Raw genomic sequence first — 15,289 nt, 5'->3', positions numbered from 1 at the left:
AACTTCGCACCGTTATGGGGATGATATCAAACATTGGTTCATATTCTCTTTTGATGGTAAGGGTTTTCAAAAAACCTCAAAAGAGAAGAATCTTTAGAAAAAGTTTACTTAGGGAAATAAATGATTTAGGAATCAATTCAGTAGGATTGGTTGCTTTTACATCTTTTTTTGTAGGTGCAGTAGTTGCAATACAAATGTTTAACAATTTCAAAACTTCTTCGTTTCCTATTCCAGATTACTATGTTGGATATGCTACCAAGGTAGTTTTAATATTAGAGTTTTGCCCAACAATTATAAGTATTGTATTGGCAGGAAAAGTAGGCTCTTTTATAGCTTCAAGTATTGGTACAATGAGAGTAACCGAACAGATTGATGCCCTAGAGATTATGGGAGTAAATACACCTTCTTACCTAATACTTCCGAAGGTGGTCGCATCTTTATTTTTCAATCTAATCCTTATAATGATTAGTATCACTATGGGGATTTTAGGAGGTTATTATGCCGGAGATTTAACCGGAAGCTGGGCTTCCGTAGATTATTTACAAGGTTTGCAAATGGCATCTCCGGATTTCTTCATATACTATTGTTTCATCAAAACTTTGGTTTTTGCTTTTATGATTGCTACAGTTCCTTCTTTTTACGGTTATTATGTAAAAGGGGGTTCACTGGAAGTGGGACATAACAGTACACAGGCAGTTGTTTGGACAACAGTCTTAATCATTATTACCAACCTTATGTTAACCCAATTGTTACTAGACTAATGATTACAGCTAATAATATAACCAAATCATTTGATGGAGTAGAGGTACTGAAAGGAATTACCGCTAAATTTGAAAAAGGGAAAACTAATCTAATTATAGGACAGAGTGGTTCTGGTAAAACGGTGTTCTTAAAATGTTTATTGGGTCTTTTTGAACCAACTTCCGGAGAAATTCTTTATGAAGATATAAATGCCTCTAAGCTAACAACCATGGAAAGGCAAAAGCTGAGAAGTGAAATAGGGACTGTCTTTCAAGGAAGTGCTTTATTCGATTCAATGACTGTTGAGCAAAATGTGAAATTTCCTTTGGAAATGTTTTCAGACATGTCTGAAAAAGTGATGCGAGAAAGAGTTAATGAGGTTTTGGATAGAGTGAATTTAAGTACTGCAGGAAAAAAATTTCCATCAGAAATATCCGGAGGTATGCAAAAAAGAGTAGCTATAGCCAGGGCTATCGTTAATAATCCTAAATATTTATTTTGCGATGAGCCTAATTCAGGGCTGGATCCTCAAACCTCTCAGTTGATTGATAAACTCATTCATGAAATAACAAAGGAATACAATACCACAACCATTATCAATACACATGATATGAATTCCGTACTAGAAATAGGAGAAAAAATTGTTTACCTTAAAAATGGTTATAAAGAGTGGGAGGGTAATAAAGATACCATTGTTACTGCAGATAACCCGGCATTACAGGAATTTGTGTTTTCTTCAAGGATATTTAAAATGGCAAGAGAAGCTATGATACACCATATTGATAAGAAGTAATAGTTTTATGATTACATAAAACTATCACCCTCTTCCAATTTTTTAATATTTTCAAGATATTCTTTTATTTTTTGATCTTTGTCTCTTGGGCAAATCAATAAAGCATCGCTTGTATCAACAATTATAAAATCTTCAAGACCATCAATAATAAACATTTTATTATTCTGATTCGTTTTTATAATTGTATTTTTTGTATTATAAGTGTGAATGAATTTTCCATGTACGGCATTACCTTCTTCATTCTTACTAAAATTTTCATATAATGCATTCCATGTACCTAGATCACTCCAACCGAAAGACGAAGGGATTACCCAAACGTTAATCGACTTTTCCAGTATACCGTAATCAATAGAAATCTTTTCAATTTGCTTATAGATATTATCTACTGCAATATATTCACTATCAGTATTGTATTTATTTTTAGCTGACTCAAATATTTTAAACATTTCAGGAAGATATTTTTCAAAAGAATGAAGAATACTTTTTGCAGACCATATAAAAATTCCTGAATTCCATAAAAAGTTTTTAGATTGCAAAAAAATCTTTGCAGTTTCAAGATCAGGTTTTTCTTTGAAAGATTTAACTTTATGCAAAGAGCCTTTTGTTTCGTTTTCAAATTCAATATATCCATACCCCGTGTCAGGACGAGTGGGTGTAATGCCCAGTGTAATGAGTATATTTTCTTTTTCAGCTTGTTCAAGGGCTAATAAAATATTAGAGGAAAAGGCATCTTCATCAATGATTAAATGATCGGAAGGAGCAACAACAATAGCAGATTCCGGATTTAATTGGAAAATTTTTTCTGCCATGTATAAATTACAGGCAGCTGTATTCATCATTTGAGGCTCTCCTATAACCTGAGAATTTGAAATTTTAGGTAATTGTTCTAAGGTAAGATTTACATATTCATTATTAGTAATAATATAAATATTTTCATCAGGAATAACTTTAGCTATTCTTTCAAAAGTTTGTTGAATTAGTGTTTTGCCTGTACCTAAAATATCGTGAAATTGTTTTGGGAATTTAGAAGTACTCATTGGCCAAAAACGGCTGCCAATACCTCCTGCCATTATTACACAATAATGATTTTTACTCTTTTTCTTCATAATAATTTACTTCCTCAATCGGAGCATTTCCATCAATGAGGTATTTTTTATTCGTCTTTTCTTCGATGCAAATATAACGAGATTTTGCTTTTTCAAGTTTAAAAAATGTTCGATTCTTAATTTTGAAAGGATAATTGTGTTTTAAATCCTTTAATAATAATTGATTAGGATTTTGTAATCTGTTGAAATATTCAGATAAATCCTTATCAGCGTAATAACTTGCTTTAGGATTTTTTGCATATTTCATAATGAGTATTTTTAAGTCTGCTTCATACACCTCAATGCTTTCGAACAAAAGAGAAGAAAATACACTTTTCCATTCTTTTCCGTGTGGAAGTATACTGCGGGAATATTGGTCAAAAGCAATTAAATGGGCGATTTCGTGAGTTAATGTTAAAAAACAAAGAGATGGAGGCATGCCTGCATTAATAGTGATTTTATGAGGTGTTCCTTTCATAGGGTATCTGTAATCCCCCAATTTAGTATCTCTGGGATTTTTAATAATTAAGTAAAACCAGTAAGGATGCAGCCATTTTTCAATAAAAAATATGGCTTTATCATTAATATGTACAGAGAGTTTAGAATAATCAATGGGATAGGAAGAAGACTTCATTTTATTTTTAGATAAATAGGAAGTGAAAGTACGAAAAATTTAATAATTGAATATAGTTGAAATAATATATGAGCCTATTGGGTAAAACAATTAATATTAAAAATAAATTTAAATAATATAAAATCAAATTAACTATCTTTGTAAATTAGATTAAAATGTAAGAAATGGAAACATGTGGTTCATGTAGTTCGAATGATTTACCAAAAGGATGCAAAAATAACGGAGCTTGTGGAACAGGAAGTTGCAATACTAAATTATCAGTTTTTGACTGGCTTTCTAATATACACTCACCCATATTTGAAAATCAACCCCAATATATAGAAGTACGTTTTAAAAACGATAGAAAAGATTTTTATAAAAATGATTCATTGCTACCTATTAGTATAGGAGATGTTGTTGCTGTAGAAGGCAACTCAGGTCATGATATTGGAGTTGTCTCGTTAACAGGAGAGCTTGTCAAAGTTCAGATGAGAAAGAAAAAAGCAAAGTTAGAAGAAATTCATAAGGTATACAGAAAGGCTACAGCCAAAGATATTGAAATTTGGCAAAATAATAGAAATAAAGAAAATGCAGTTATGCTTGAAGCCCGGCGAATAGCCAAAGGCTTGGGGTTACAAATGAAAATTTGTGATGCGGAATATCAGGGAGATGGCTCTAAAGTGACTTTATATTATACTGCGGAAGGACGAGTAGATTTCAGGCAGTTGATAAAGGATTATGCTATGGCTTTTAGATCGAAGATTGATATGCGTCAGATTGGCTACAGGCAGGAAAGTGCTAAAGTTGGCGGTATTGGTTCATGTGGGAGAGAATTATGTTGTTCTACCTGGCTTACAGATTTTCGTTCAGTCAATACAGCAGCGGCAAGATATCAGCAGTTATCTATCAACCCTCAAAAACTAGCAGGACAGTGTGGTAAGTTAAAATGTTGTCTCAATTTTGAGTTGGATACTTATGTAGATGCATTAGCAGATTTCCCTTCAAATCAAACTGTTTTAAATACAGAAAAAGGAAAAGCTTACTGCATTAAAGTTGATGTATTTAGAAAGCAAATGTGGTTTACATATGCGGATAATTCTATTTCATGGTATCCTATAGACATTTATGATTTACAGAAGTTGATAGAGCTCAATAAAAAAGGAATAGCCATAAAGCCTTTAGATGAATTAAAAGAGAAAGAGGCTCTTAAAATAGATCTTATTGAAGAAAATAATCTAAATAGATTTGAAAATAGAAATAGATCTAACAACAAAAGAAAGAATAAAAATAAATCGCAGCAAAGAAAAACCAATAAAGCGGCCAGTCCTAATCCATCTAATGAATCAAAACCTGCGGTCAATAATTCAAATCAGAAAAAGAGAGCACCCAAAAGACCTAAATAAAATATTAATTTGATGCGGACATTAGTTATAACATTTTTTTTCGCCTTACTTTTTATTCAATGCAATCATAGATACGAATATTCGGAAATGGTTCATATTAATAATTCATGGAATAAAAATGATACACTTCAGTTTGATTTTACTATTAAGAAGCCCGATGAAAAAAAGAATATAAATTTGGTTGTAAGAAATAATAATGACTATCCGTTTAGTAATTTGTATTTATTTTTAAAACTAAAACAAGGTAACACAGTATTGCGTGTAGATACATTAAAATACGAACTGGCGGATAATACAGGGAAATGGAAAGGAACAGGTGTAGGAACTGTAAAAGAAATTTATTTAGAATATAAAAAAGGTTTAGAATTTAAAAATAAAGGAGAGTATAAACTCTTAATAGTTCAGGCAATGAGGAAAGATACATTGAAAGGAATAGAAGACCTGGGAGTAAACATTGAATAAGAATATTTACCATATTATAAATTATGGAATCAACAAATAAAACGAATAATTCAAATAAAGGAGTTAAACAATTAAATTCCAGAAAAAAGTTTATTAAAAAATTCCTTTTATGGTTTTGGGGACTTTTTTTCTGTGGATTATTAGCTCTGGTTTTACTATTTGTTCTTACCATCTACGGTGTTTTTGGAGAAATGCCCAATGTAAGAGAACTTGAAAATCCGGATATCTATGTCGCATCAGAAATAATATCTTCAGATGGAGTAGTAATTCAAAAATTTGAAAAAGAAAAAAGGATACCTGTAGAATTCCAGGATTTACCTCAAACGATGGTTTATGCTTTAATGGCAAAGGAAGATGAACGATTTCCCTATCACTCAGGAGTAGATAAAAAAGCACTTTTTCGAGCTATAGTATATCGAGGTACCAGAGGAGGAGGAAGTACCATTACCCAACAATTAGCAAAACTTCTTTTTACCCAGCGGGAAGATGAAGATGGTAAACCCTCTTATAACGGTGTATCTTCAAATAAAATAGGAAGGGCTTTTCAAAAGATAAAAGAGATTATTATAGCAGTTCAGCTCGAAAGGCTGTATACTAAGGATGAAATTATAACCCTTTATTTAAATAAGTTCGATTTTCTTTATAATGCAAACGGAGTGGCCACAGCCTCAAGGGTATATTTCAATAAAGACGTAAAAGATTTATCATTATCCGAATCAGCAACGTTAGTTGCCATGCTGGAAAATCCCGTAGTTAACAATCCTAAGATTAATCCGGAAAATGCAAAAAAGAGAAGAAATGTAGTTTTATCTTTGATGAAAGAACAAAAATACATTTCTCAGGCAGACTTCGATTCAATCAAAGAAACACAGGTAAAGATAGACTATCGTCCGGTTAAAGAAATCGGGGAAGGTTATTCCGCTTATTTTAAGTACGCATTAAAACGAGAAGTCAGAGCTATTTTGAGTGATTATGAAAAGCAAACAGGAAAAAGCTATAATTTGTATAAAGATGGACTAAAAATATATGTTACCTTAGATTCCAGAATGCAAAAATATGCAGAAGAAGCTATTGAAAAACATGTAAGATACCTTCAAAATATTTTTTTTAAAGAACAAAAAGGTAGAAAGTATGCTCCGTTTTATACTTATGCTGATCAGCGCGATAAACCAATAGCCGAAGTGTATAACAGTATTATGGTTTCGGCAATGAAACGAACTCAGAGGTATAAATTTTTGAAAAACAGGAATTTAACAGATGAGCAAATTATTGAAGAGTTTAAAAAACCAATCGAGTTACAGATTTTTACATGGAAAGGCGATAAAGATACTATTATGTCACCTTGGGACTCTATCAGATATCACAAGCATATAGTACAGGCAGGATTGATGGCAATGGAACCTCATACAGGGAATATAAAAGCATGGGTGGGAGGTGTTAATTGGAAACATTTTCAGTATGACCATGTAAAACAAGCAAGACGTCAGGTAGGATCTACATTTAAACCTTTTGTTTATGCAACAGCGATTAAAAATATTAACTATACACCTTGTACCCAGGTATCCAATGCTACCTATACCAAAGGAAACTGGACGGTATACGGAAATGGGGCAATGATGACTCTTAAGTCGGCATTAGCTTTTTCAAAAAATGCTGTTACCGCTAGACTTATTGATGCTACAGGAGCTGATGCCGTTATACAAATGGCTAAGGATTTAGGAGTGGAAAGTCCTATTCCTAGAAACAATACCATAGCTTTAGGTTCTGCTGATTTAACAATATATGAAATGGTAGGAGCATATAGTACCTTTGCAAATTATGGAAACTACACTAAACCTGAAATGATTTGGAGAATTGAAGATAATAATGGAAAGGTTATAAAAGAATATGAGCCTCAAATCAGAGAAGTGATGAATGAAATCTATGCCTATACTATGATAGATTTGATGAAGGGAGTTGTTGATATAGGTACAGGACGTAGAGTTAGAGGAATGGGTATTAAAGCTGAAATAGCCGGTAAAACAGGTACGACCAATAAAAATGCTGATGGTTGGTTTATTGGTATAGCTCCTAAACTGGCTACCGGAGTATGGGTAGGTTGGGAAGATAGATATGCTCACTTTGCTTCAACTTCTATAGGGCAAGGATCGAGTATGGCCTTACCGATATGGGGGTATTTTATGCAAAAAGTTTATGCAGATAAAAAACTTGCTATTAGTCAGGAAGATAAATTTGAAAAACCGGAAAGTATTGGTAATAATTTTAGCTGTGATGACCTGGCATCCTACGGAGATTATGATGGGGGATACTCGGGGCAGCGATACTATGATATTCAGGAAGAAGTAGATAACGTACCAACTCCAGCAGTACCTGAAACTGTAAATACCAAGTTGAAAAAGAAAGATTCTGTAAATTTTGATAAATAATATAACACTGGAAAGTATTTACTTTCCAGTTTTTTTTGGTAGCTAAACAATGATTAGGTTTACTTGTTTTTTAATTTTAAACATGGTATGTATAAGCTGTTCCACTGTTATAAGTACAGGAACAAAAAACCATCATTATTTGAATCATGAAAATTTCGTCTGGAAAGCTTTCCAGACAAAAGAATATATTGCCTATTATCAAGCAGGCTCAAGAGCTGATAAGAATTTGAAAATTGTTGAAGAAAAAATTAGTAAAGGTATACATCAAGCTAAAAAAGTGACAGGAATCAGCGATATACAAATTCCCGTTTATTTCTTTATAGTAGATGATGCGGAGGAGTTTTTTCGCTTGACTACTATGTCTCATACAGGAATTTCATATGCAAGAAGCAACACCATTATTGAAAGTTATTTTTTGTTAGGACAATCTCATGAAGTAGTTCATTTGCTAACGTATCAAAAGTGGGGGAATAGTAAAACATGGATCATGGAAGGCATCGCAGTATATTCAGATAATCACTGGAATGGTAAGTCGCTTGAAAAACAATGTATTCAATTATATAAAGAAAATAAATTGATTCCTTTTCATGACTTAAATAAAAAAAGGTTTCAAAGCTTTAATTCACAAATTATTTATCCACAATCGGGATGTATTGCTAAATATTTAATATCTCAATATGGTTGGGACAAATTTTTGATTTTTTGGAAGAAAAAGAATTTTCAAAAAGTATATCAGATTAGTGAAAAAGAGATGGAAACCCTTTGGATTAAATATTTACTAAAGGAAGCATAAGAAACACTCTTCTTTTCACGTTTAATAAATTAGTCAAAAAAACGTAAATTGCAAACTTATTTAAAATAACTGAATGATCTCTCTTATAACATCTGCCGTTTTAGTAGGGGTATTGCTAAGTCTTATTTTAATCGGACCAGTATTTTTTTTATTGATAGAAACTAGTCTGACTAAAGGAGTTAAACCGGCAATAGCTCTGGAAGCAGGCATTATATCCGCAGATATTTTATGCATTATCATAGCCCATCAGGGGAGTAAAGGACTTAAAAATTACATCGAAGCACACCCTTCCATATTTATGATAGCTGGATTTGTAATATTTGTTTACGGTTTATATAGTATTATGTCTAGAGGAAATTTACACCTTAGAGGTGGGGTAAATATTGCTACTACTAATTATGTAAAGACCTTTATGAATGGCTTTCTTCTCAATTTAGTTAACATAGGAGTGATTATGTTTTGGATTACAGCAATTATGATTATAGCGACTCAGTACCCCAGGCATTCTGATTTTTATATTTATATAATTATATTGCTTATTACTATGATTACCGTAGATATGTTAAAAATCTTCTTAGCTAGTAAATTTCAAAATAAATTAACAGATCAGCTTGTCTATAAAATAAAAAAAATTGTAGGTATTGCACTTATAGTCTTTGGAGTGGTATTATTTTCTCAAAGTATATTTAAAAAAGAATCTGAAAATCCTATAGAATTTATTGAGAAAAATAATCCCATGAGAAAACGTCAATAGATTTATCATATCAGATAAACACAGATAAATTAAAACTCCGGTATTAAACCTTTTTATTTTTTAGTTGTCTACCACTGAGTATACCATAAATTATCCATGTTTATCAAATCAACTATGTCAGCAAAAATTTTTATTACTTTTTTAAGTACCGCATTACTATCCATACAATTATTTTCCCAAACAATTAAAGTTTCAGGAACAGTATTTACATCCGATCATCAACCGGTACCTTACGCAAGTATTACCTTAATTGATTCATCAGACGAAACAAAAGTATTTGGAGGATTAGCAAATGCTGAAGGTATTTTTAATTTGGATGCATTCCCAGGAGAATTTGAAATTATGGTAGAGCAGGCTGGTTTCGAAGCATTTTACGGACAAAAAACAATTACAAAAGATAATACCTCAATAGGAGAAATATTATTGAAACCTATAAATAAAGAGCAGGTTCTCGAAGGGGTTGTTGTTGAGGGTAGTCGTCCTATTTATAAAGTTGAATTAGATAAAAAAGTTTATGATGTTTCGCAAGATTTAACCGCAAAAACAGGTACACTTTCAGATGTTATGCAAAATGTACCCTCTGTAAGTGTGGATGTTGATGGTACTGTTAGTCTGAGAGGTAATGATAATGTTAAAATACTGATAGACGGTAAGCCCTCTGCTATGCTAGGTATTAATGATACAGCAGAGGCTCTTAAATCTATTTCAGCAGATATGGTTGACAGGATTGAAGTAGTTACAAATGCATCAGCAAGATATGAAGCATCAGGTACTGCAGGTATTATAAATATCATTACTAAAAAAAACAGAAAAAGAGGACTGACAGGAAATATCCAGACAATAGCAGGTTCACCTCAGCTTTACGGTACCAACATTAATCTGGGATACGGTAAAGAAAAATGGAATTGGTTTACTAACGTAGGTTTTAGATACGGAAAAAATGAAGGTACCGTTAAAAATTATTATGAAGGATATGATTCAGAAGGAAACTTAAACGAATATTCATTTCAAAATTCGGATAGAGAAAGAGAAAGAACATCAATAAATGCAACCACCGGTGTAAATATAAATTGGGATCAGAACAACTCCTTATCAACTTCCGTAGGATATAAGTACAGTACCAGTAATTATTTAAATGTAACTAATTACGATAACAAATATTTATTACCGACTTGGTCTGAAACTTTTTCAGAAAGAACTGAAAGACAAAAAAGAAACGAATACGGAATTGACGGAAATTTAAACTATACCCATAATTTTGCTAAAAAAGGGAATACATTAACTTTAGATGGTACATTTAATTATAGTCAGGATAATTCTGATTCACGAATCTATGATAAAATACTTGGAAAGAATACAAATGATAATACACAGACCCGATTTATGCTTAAGTCAGATTATGTGCTTCCAATTAAAGAAGGTTCTCAGTTTGAAGCAGGAGTAAGAGCTGATTATTCAAAAATTAAAACAAATTTTGTACTTAACGAATTAAATACAACCAGTAATGTCTGGATTGAAAATCCGGAATATACAGATAACACAAATTATGAAGAAAATGTTTTATCTGCATATCTGCAATATGGCAACCACTGGGGGGATTTTTCATTTTTGGCGGGTTTAAGAGAAGAAACTTCATATATTAAAGTACTATCATTTAAAGATAACTCATCAGTAACTAAAAATTATACAGATTTATTTCCAACCCTGCACCTAAACTATGACCTTACAGAAAAAAGTCAGCTTCAGATAAGTTATAGCAGAAGAATAAATAGACCTAACAGCCGAATGCTTAATCCGTATAAAAATATATCAAATGACCGAAATACCCGTCAGGGTAATCCGGATTTAAATCCTTCTTATACAAATTCCTTTGAATTGGGCTATAATTTACAGCAAAGAAGCTGGGGTATTACTCCTTCAGTTTATTATCAAAGAACTCAGGATCCTTTTCAAAGTGTCACCAGTTCAGATCAGTTTGGAAATCTAAATACCATGCCCATCAACATAGGACACGAAAACAGATATGGAGGAGAATTATCCTATACCTTAAGTCCATATAAATGGTGGAAAATTTTTGGAGATGTAAATTTATATCAGTACGAAAGTTTTGGAAATCATGTATACAATAAAATAGATCCGGTTTCAGGAGAAAATACAACAGTGATTGAAAATCTGGATAAAAATGGTTTTACATGGAGAACACGTCTTACCATAAATCTGAAGCTTCCGGAAAATTTTAATTTTCAAATGCAAGGAAATTATATGGGGCCGGTAAAATCCGGACAAAGTAAAAATAAAGAAATGTACGGAATGAATTTGGGAATAAGTAAAGATATATTTAAAGGTCAGGGTACATTATTATTTAATGTACAAGATGTATTTCAATCAAGGAAAAGAGAAACAGAAACTTTTGGAGAAGATTTTTATAAATATGCAGATATGAGATGGAGACCCAGACAGTTTACCATTTCGTTTACCTACCGCTTCAGCAAAGAGAAATCAAAAAATGAAAAAAGGAATAAAAGTCAGCAGGAAAACGGCTCAGATTTTGAAGATGTGATGCAGTAAAAATATAAATAATAATTTGATTTAAATATAAACACTAAAGGTCGGCTATATAAGCCGACCTTGTTTGATCTTATCTTTTATTTTAAATAAAAAACTCTGTGCATAGATCTGTCCAGTTATCATTATTTTACTTCCGGTAAAAGAATTGTTTAAAAAATAATATATAAATTAAAAGTTTATTTTAAACACTTGATGCCTTATATATGTCTGATGAATTAACTTTTAAAAAATTCATTCGTCAAAATAGTAAACAATATGTATCTTTAATCTTAATTTAGTTTTAAATTAATAAATAGAATATTCTTAATATTATATTTAAAATAGTAGGTAACTAAATAAAATAAAAACCAATTTACCAATTGTAATAATTAATGAAAAAAATATTTACTATCGGTTGTCTGTTAATGATCTTTGTTATACAATCTCAGATGCAGCAGTATTATCAGCAGCATGTTGATTATAAAATGGATATAGATGTCAATGTAAAAGACTATCAATACTCAGGAAACCAGACAATAACATATACTAATAATTCTCCGGATACCTTAAGTGTTTTTTATTTTCATTTATATTGGAATGCATTCCAGCCTAATTCAATGATGGATCAAAAGCTTCAGGAATTAGGGAAAAGTTCAGATGGCAGAATGATAACGAAGGAAGGTGTATCCCGCATATCAATTTTAAAGCCTAATGAAATAGGGTATCAAAAAATTAATTCGCTGAAGCAGGAAGGAGTAGAATTAAAATTCACGGTTGAAGGAACAGTGATGAAAGTTCAGTTGGCAAAACCTATTTTACCTCATCAAGCAACTACTTTTACTATGAACTGGGAGGCGCAGGTACCTATGATGATTCGAAGAGCCGGAAGAAACAACCCTGAAGGTATTGATTTAACAATGACACAATGGTATCCTAAAGTTGCGGAATATGATTATGAAGGATGGCATACTTTCGATTATATAGCCCGAGAGTTTCAGGGAGTATTTGGTAACTTTGATGTATCTGTTACTATTGATAGTAAATATATTTTGGGAGCTGGAGGAGTTTTACTAAATCCACAGGAAGTAAAAGGTTATAGCGTTCAGTCAAAACCAATAGTAAAAAACAATAAAAGCCTATGGCATTTTAAAGCTGAGAATATTCATGATTTTGCTTGGGCCGCCGATCCTGACTATACCGTAGAAACTGTTCAGGTACCTGAGGGGCCATTAGTTTATTTAGTATACCAGAAATCTGAAAAAACGAAATATTGGGAACAAACCAAAGCTATAATTCCTCAATATTATCAAATTATGAAAGAAAATTTTGGACCATATCCTTATCCTACCTATTCATTTATTCAGGGAGGAGATGGTGGTATGGAATACGGAATGTGTTCCATGATCTTAGGAAATGCTAAATCGTTGGAAGGTTTGGCCGGACTCATGTTTCATGAAGGATCACATTCGTGGTTTCAACAGATTTTAGCTACCAACGAAAGTATGAGAGCCTGGATGGATGAAGGATTTACCTCTTATGCAGAAAGTTTAGCTATGGCAAAAATATTTCCGGATTCTGTTAATAATACCCCCAACGATCACATAAAAACACTTACAGGATATATAGGCTATATTAATAACAGAGTTGAGGAGCCTATGGGGTTGTTTGCAGATCATTTTAAGACTAATAACGGATATTCCGTAGCTGCTTATCTGAAAGGTGAAATATTTCTAGTTCAATTAGAATACATTGTAGGAAAACAAAATTTTCATAAAATAATGAAAACCTATTTTGATACTTGGAAATTTAAACATCCAACGGATAGAGATTTTATTCATATTGCTCAAAAAATATCCGGAATGGATTTAAAGTGGTACTGGAATTATATGACAACAACTACTCGTAAAATAGATTACAGTATTAAAGAAGTTTCGGAAAATGCAGGGAATACAGTAGTAACTCTTGAAAATATGGGAGAATTTCCTATGCCTGTAGATATATATGTAACTTGTGCAGATGGCTCACAAAAAATATATACTATTCCTCTGAATATGATGCATGATGCCAAAGATCAGGAATTTGATATTCCTCAGGTTCAACTCCCTTATTGGAAATGGACACAAAAAACTTATTCATTTGAATTGCCAGTAAAACTTAATAATATTAAAACTATAGAAATTGATTCAACGCAACGACTTGCGGACAGTAATATCACCAATAACATTTATAAAAATAAATAATGCACTATGCTTTTAGTTGTAAATATAGGTAATAGTAATATACGACTGGGAATTTTTAAAGACGATGAATGTGTAAATTCATGGGTTATGAATACCAAACCGTATAAAACAGAAGATGAATTGTTCTCGCAATTTAAAATGACTTATCGAAACTATGGAATCAATCCTGCTGATATAGAAGAAATAGCAGTAGGTTCGGTAGTACCGCATTTAACATATCCGGTTAGAAAATCATTAGCCCGGCTGCATGGAGTAAAAACTATTTTAGTTAGCAGGAATACTGATACCGAGTTAACTTCAGCATCACCTCAAATGGGAACAGATTTATATGCAAACGCTTATTATGCACATAAAAAATATTGCGGTAATAAAATCATAGTAGATTTTGGAACTGCTTTAACGTTGACTTGTGTGGATAAGAATGGGGAAATTAAGGGAGTTATTATTGCTGCAGGAGTTGTTACATCTTTAAACTCCTTAATAGGAGCAACTGCCCAATTGTCCGATGTAGAAATGAGAACTCCTAAAAGAGTTTTAGGAAAAACGACAGAAGAATGTATGCAAAGCGGTATAGTATTTGGTTTTTTAAGTATGGTTGAAGGATTAATTGATAGAATCAATAAGGAGCTAGGGGAAGAGACTTATGTAGTTGCAACTGGTGGAATAGGTCATCTCTTTGCTCCTCTGACTACAAAAATTGATATCTACGACCGTTTTCATACAATTAAAGGATTAAGAGAGCTTTATTTGCGCTTGAACAAGCAGCAAGATTAAACAGTTTCTTAATAAATCAATTATTGTTTTAAATATTTATCTCTTAACATTAAATTTATAAAGTTGTTGAAATATTTCAACAACTTTTTTTTATAATTAAAATAGTATGTAAACTAATTTTGAGCGCCTATTTTTTCAAGATCAGTAGCTGCCTGAAAATTTTTAAGTTTTTCATATATATTACGGGTAGACTCACCGGATTTCGATAAATTAAATATGGTAATTCCCGTTTCCATATTAAAATAATAGGTATCCTGATTATTTTTAATCGAAAACCATTGTAAAGCTCCATTTTGAGCTTGAACACCTACCCAGTTTATAACAGCACTTTTTAAATCAAATTCGATCTGTTCATATCCAGGTTTAGATCCTTTGAAATATATTATTTCCCCATAAACGTAAAGAATTCCACTACAATCAAAACCTGTAAATTTAAAAATAGAATCATTTTTCCTCGAACTGTTAACTCTTACGGCTACTTTAAAGGAAACATTTTCGGGTAATGAATCCATAATTACCTTTTGTTTCCTTTTCCTTGATTTAAATGCTAAATAAGAGATCAAAAAAATAGGTGATACAAGTAGTAAAATAAATAAAATGATACTCAATATTAGAACAACAACAATAACAATATAATTCATAGATTTTACATATATAA

Annotated in this window: 13 protein-coding genes; 10 read left to right on the top strand and 3 right to left on the bottom strand. The window is 31.8% G+C overall.

What is annotated here, in order from left to right:
* Window positions 1-14 precede the first annotated feature (14 nt).
* Window positions 15-761, top strand: a complete 747-nt coding sequence (locus tag EOV51_RS02840; protein ID WP_164875236.1) for an MlaE family ABC transporter permease — start codon at window positions 15-17, stop codon at window positions 759-761.
* Window positions 761-1,534, top strand: a complete 774-nt coding sequence (locus tag EOV51_RS02835) for an ABC transporter ATP-binding protein (protein WP_128149657.1) — start codon at window positions 761-763, stop codon at window positions 1,532-1,534. The genes EOV51_RS02840 and EOV51_RS02835 overlap by 1 nt, the downstream gene beginning before the upstream one ends.
* Before the next feature lie 11 nt (window positions 1,535-1,545).
* Here the strand turns inward: EOV51_RS02835 and EOV51_RS02830 are convergent, their stop codons facing one another.
* Together EOV51_RS02830 and EOV51_RS02825 are read right to left on the bottom strand one after the other, a co-directional pair.
* On the bottom strand, window positions 1,546-2,640 hold the full coding sequence (locus EOV51_RS02830) for a mannose-1-phosphate guanylyltransferase (protein ID WP_228427696.1): 1,095 nt from the start codon (window positions 2,638-2,640) through the stop codon (window positions 1,546-1,548).
* Window positions 2,624-3,253 carry a SprT family zinc-dependent metalloprotease gene (locus EOV51_RS02825; RefSeq protein ID WP_128149655.1) on the bottom strand — a complete coding sequence of 210 codons (630 nt, stop codon included), beginning with the start codon at window positions 3,251-3,253 and terminating at the stop codon, window positions 2,624-2,626. The genes EOV51_RS02830 and EOV51_RS02825 overlap by 17 nt, the downstream gene beginning before the upstream one ends.
* A 164-nt stretch (window positions 3,254-3,417) precedes the next feature.
* Here EOV51_RS02825 and EOV51_RS02820 point away from each other — a divergent pair, with 164 nt between their 5' ends.
* The 8 genes from EOV51_RS02820 (at window position 3,418) to EOV51_RS02785 (ending at window position 14,631) form a co-directional block, all read left to right on the top strand.
* Window positions 3,418-4,635, top strand: coding sequence for a PSP1 domain-containing protein (locus EOV51_RS02820; protein WP_128149653.1), 1,218 nt, complete (start codon window positions 3,418-3,420; stop codon window positions 4,633-4,635).
* Between the two features lie 12 nt (window positions 4,636-4,647).
* Window positions 4,648-5,097: a gliding motility lipoprotein GldH gene (locus tag EOV51_RS02815; RefSeq protein ID WP_128149651.1), complete on the top strand. Its 450-nt coding sequence runs from the start codon at window positions 4,648-4,650 to the stop codon at window positions 5,095-5,097.
* Between the two features lie 23 nt (window positions 5,098-5,120).
* The gene (locus EOV51_RS02810) at window positions 5,121-7,523 is read left to right on the top strand and encodes a penicillin-binding protein 1A (protein WP_128149649.1); all 2,403 of its coding nucleotides are present in this window, start codon (window positions 5,121-5,123) and stop codon (window positions 7,521-7,523) included.
* Window positions 7,524-7,605: 82 nt separating this feature from the next.
* Window positions 7,606-8,316, top strand: coding sequence for a gluzincin family metallopeptidase (locus EOV51_RS02805; protein WP_128149647.1), 711 nt, complete (start codon window positions 7,606-7,608; stop codon window positions 8,314-8,316).
* Window positions 8,317-8,389: 73 nt separating this feature from the next.
* Entirely contained in the window at window positions 8,390-9,070 is a 681-nt protein-coding gene (locus EOV51_RS02800; RefSeq protein WP_128149645.1) for a LysE family translocator, read from the top strand.
* A gap of 114 nt (window positions 9,071-9,184) precedes the next feature.
* Window positions 9,185-11,638: a TonB-dependent receptor domain-containing protein gene (locus EOV51_RS02795; RefSeq protein WP_164875235.1), complete on the top strand. Its 2,454-nt coding sequence runs from the start codon at window positions 9,185-9,187 to the stop codon at window positions 11,636-11,638.
* 371 nt (window positions 11,639-12,009) lie between these two features.
* Window positions 12,010-13,857 carry a M1 family metallopeptidase gene (locus EOV51_RS02790; protein ID WP_128149641.1) on the top strand — a complete coding sequence of 616 codons (1,848 nt, stop codon included), beginning with the start codon at window positions 12,010-12,012 and terminating at the stop codon, window positions 13,855-13,857.
* A 6-nt stretch (window positions 13,858-13,863) separates the two neighbouring features.
* Window positions 13,864-14,631, top strand: a complete 768-nt coding sequence (locus tag EOV51_RS02785; protein WP_128149639.1) for a type III pantothenate kinase — start codon at window positions 13,864-13,866, stop codon at window positions 14,629-14,631.
* 113 nt (window positions 14,632-14,744) lie between these two features.
* On the opposite strand, the gene EOV51_RS02780 is transcribed toward EOV51_RS02785, so the two are convergent.
* Window positions 14,745-15,143 carry a hypothetical protein gene (locus tag EOV51_RS02780; RefSeq protein WP_128149637.1) on the bottom strand — a complete coding sequence of 133 codons (399 nt, stop codon included), beginning with the start codon at window positions 15,141-15,143 and terminating at the stop codon, window positions 14,745-14,747.
* Between the last annotated feature and the right edge of the window lie 146 nt (window positions 15,144-15,289).

This window comes from Apibacter raozihei (assembly GCF_004014855.1).
Lineage (GTDB): Bacteria > Bacteroidota > Bacteroidia > Flavobacteriales > Weeksellaceae > Apibacter > Apibacter raozihei.
The sequence above is the reverse complement of the archived record's forward strand: the minus strand, read 5'-3'. Positions and strand labels throughout refer to the sequence as shown.

Excerpts from the sequence above, each read along its gene's own strand:
- EOV51_RS02820 (WP_128149653.1), top strand. The coding sequence starts at position 3,418 with ATGGAAACATGTGGTTCATGTAGTTCGAATGATTTACCAAAAGGATGC.
- EOV51_RS02800 (WP_128149645.1), top strand. The coding sequence starts at position 8,390 with ATGATCTCTCTTATAACATCTGCCGTTTTAGTAGGGGTATTGCTAAGT.
- EOV51_RS02790 (WP_128149641.1), top strand. The coding sequence starts at position 12,010 with ATGAAAAAAATATTTACTATCGGTTGTCTGTTAATGATCTTTGTTATA.
- EOV51_RS02815 (WP_128149651.1), top strand. The coding sequence starts at position 4,648 with ATGCGGACATTAGTTATAACATTTTTTTTCGCCTTACTTTTTATTCAA.
- EOV51_RS02810 (WP_128149649.1), top strand. The coding sequence starts at position 5,121 with ATGGAATCAACAAATAAAACGAATAATTCAAATAAAGGAGTTAAACAA.
- EOV51_RS02780 (WP_128149637.1), bottom strand. The coding sequence starts at position 15,143 with ATGGATTCATTACCCGAAAATGTTTCCTTTAAAGTAGCCGTAAGAGTT.
- EOV51_RS02825 (WP_128149655.1), bottom strand. The coding sequence starts at position 3,253 with ATGAAGTCTTCTTCCTATCCCATTGATTATTCTAAACTCTCTGTACAT.
- EOV51_RS02795 (WP_164875235.1), top strand. The coding sequence starts at position 9,185 with ATGTCAGCAAAAATTTTTATTACTTTTTTAAGTACCGCATTACTATCC.
- EOV51_RS02835 (WP_128149657.1), top strand. The coding sequence starts at position 761 with ATGATTACAGCTAATAATATAACCAAATCATTTGATGGAGTAGAGGTA.
- EOV51_RS02805 (WP_128149647.1), top strand. The coding sequence starts at position 7,606 with ATGGTATGTATAAGCTGTTCCACTGTTATAAGTACAGGAACAAAAAAC.
- EOV51_RS02840 (WP_164875236.1), top strand. The coding sequence starts at position 15 with ATGGGGATGATATCAAACATTGGTTCATATTCTCTTTTGATGGTAAGG.
- EOV51_RS02785 (WP_128149639.1), top strand. The coding sequence starts at position 13,864 with ATGCTTTTAGTTGTAAATATAGGTAATAGTAATATACGACTGGGAATT.
- EOV51_RS02830 (WP_228427696.1), bottom strand. The coding sequence starts at position 2,640 with ATGAAGAAAAAGAGTAAAAATCATTATTGTGTAATAATGGCAGGAGGT.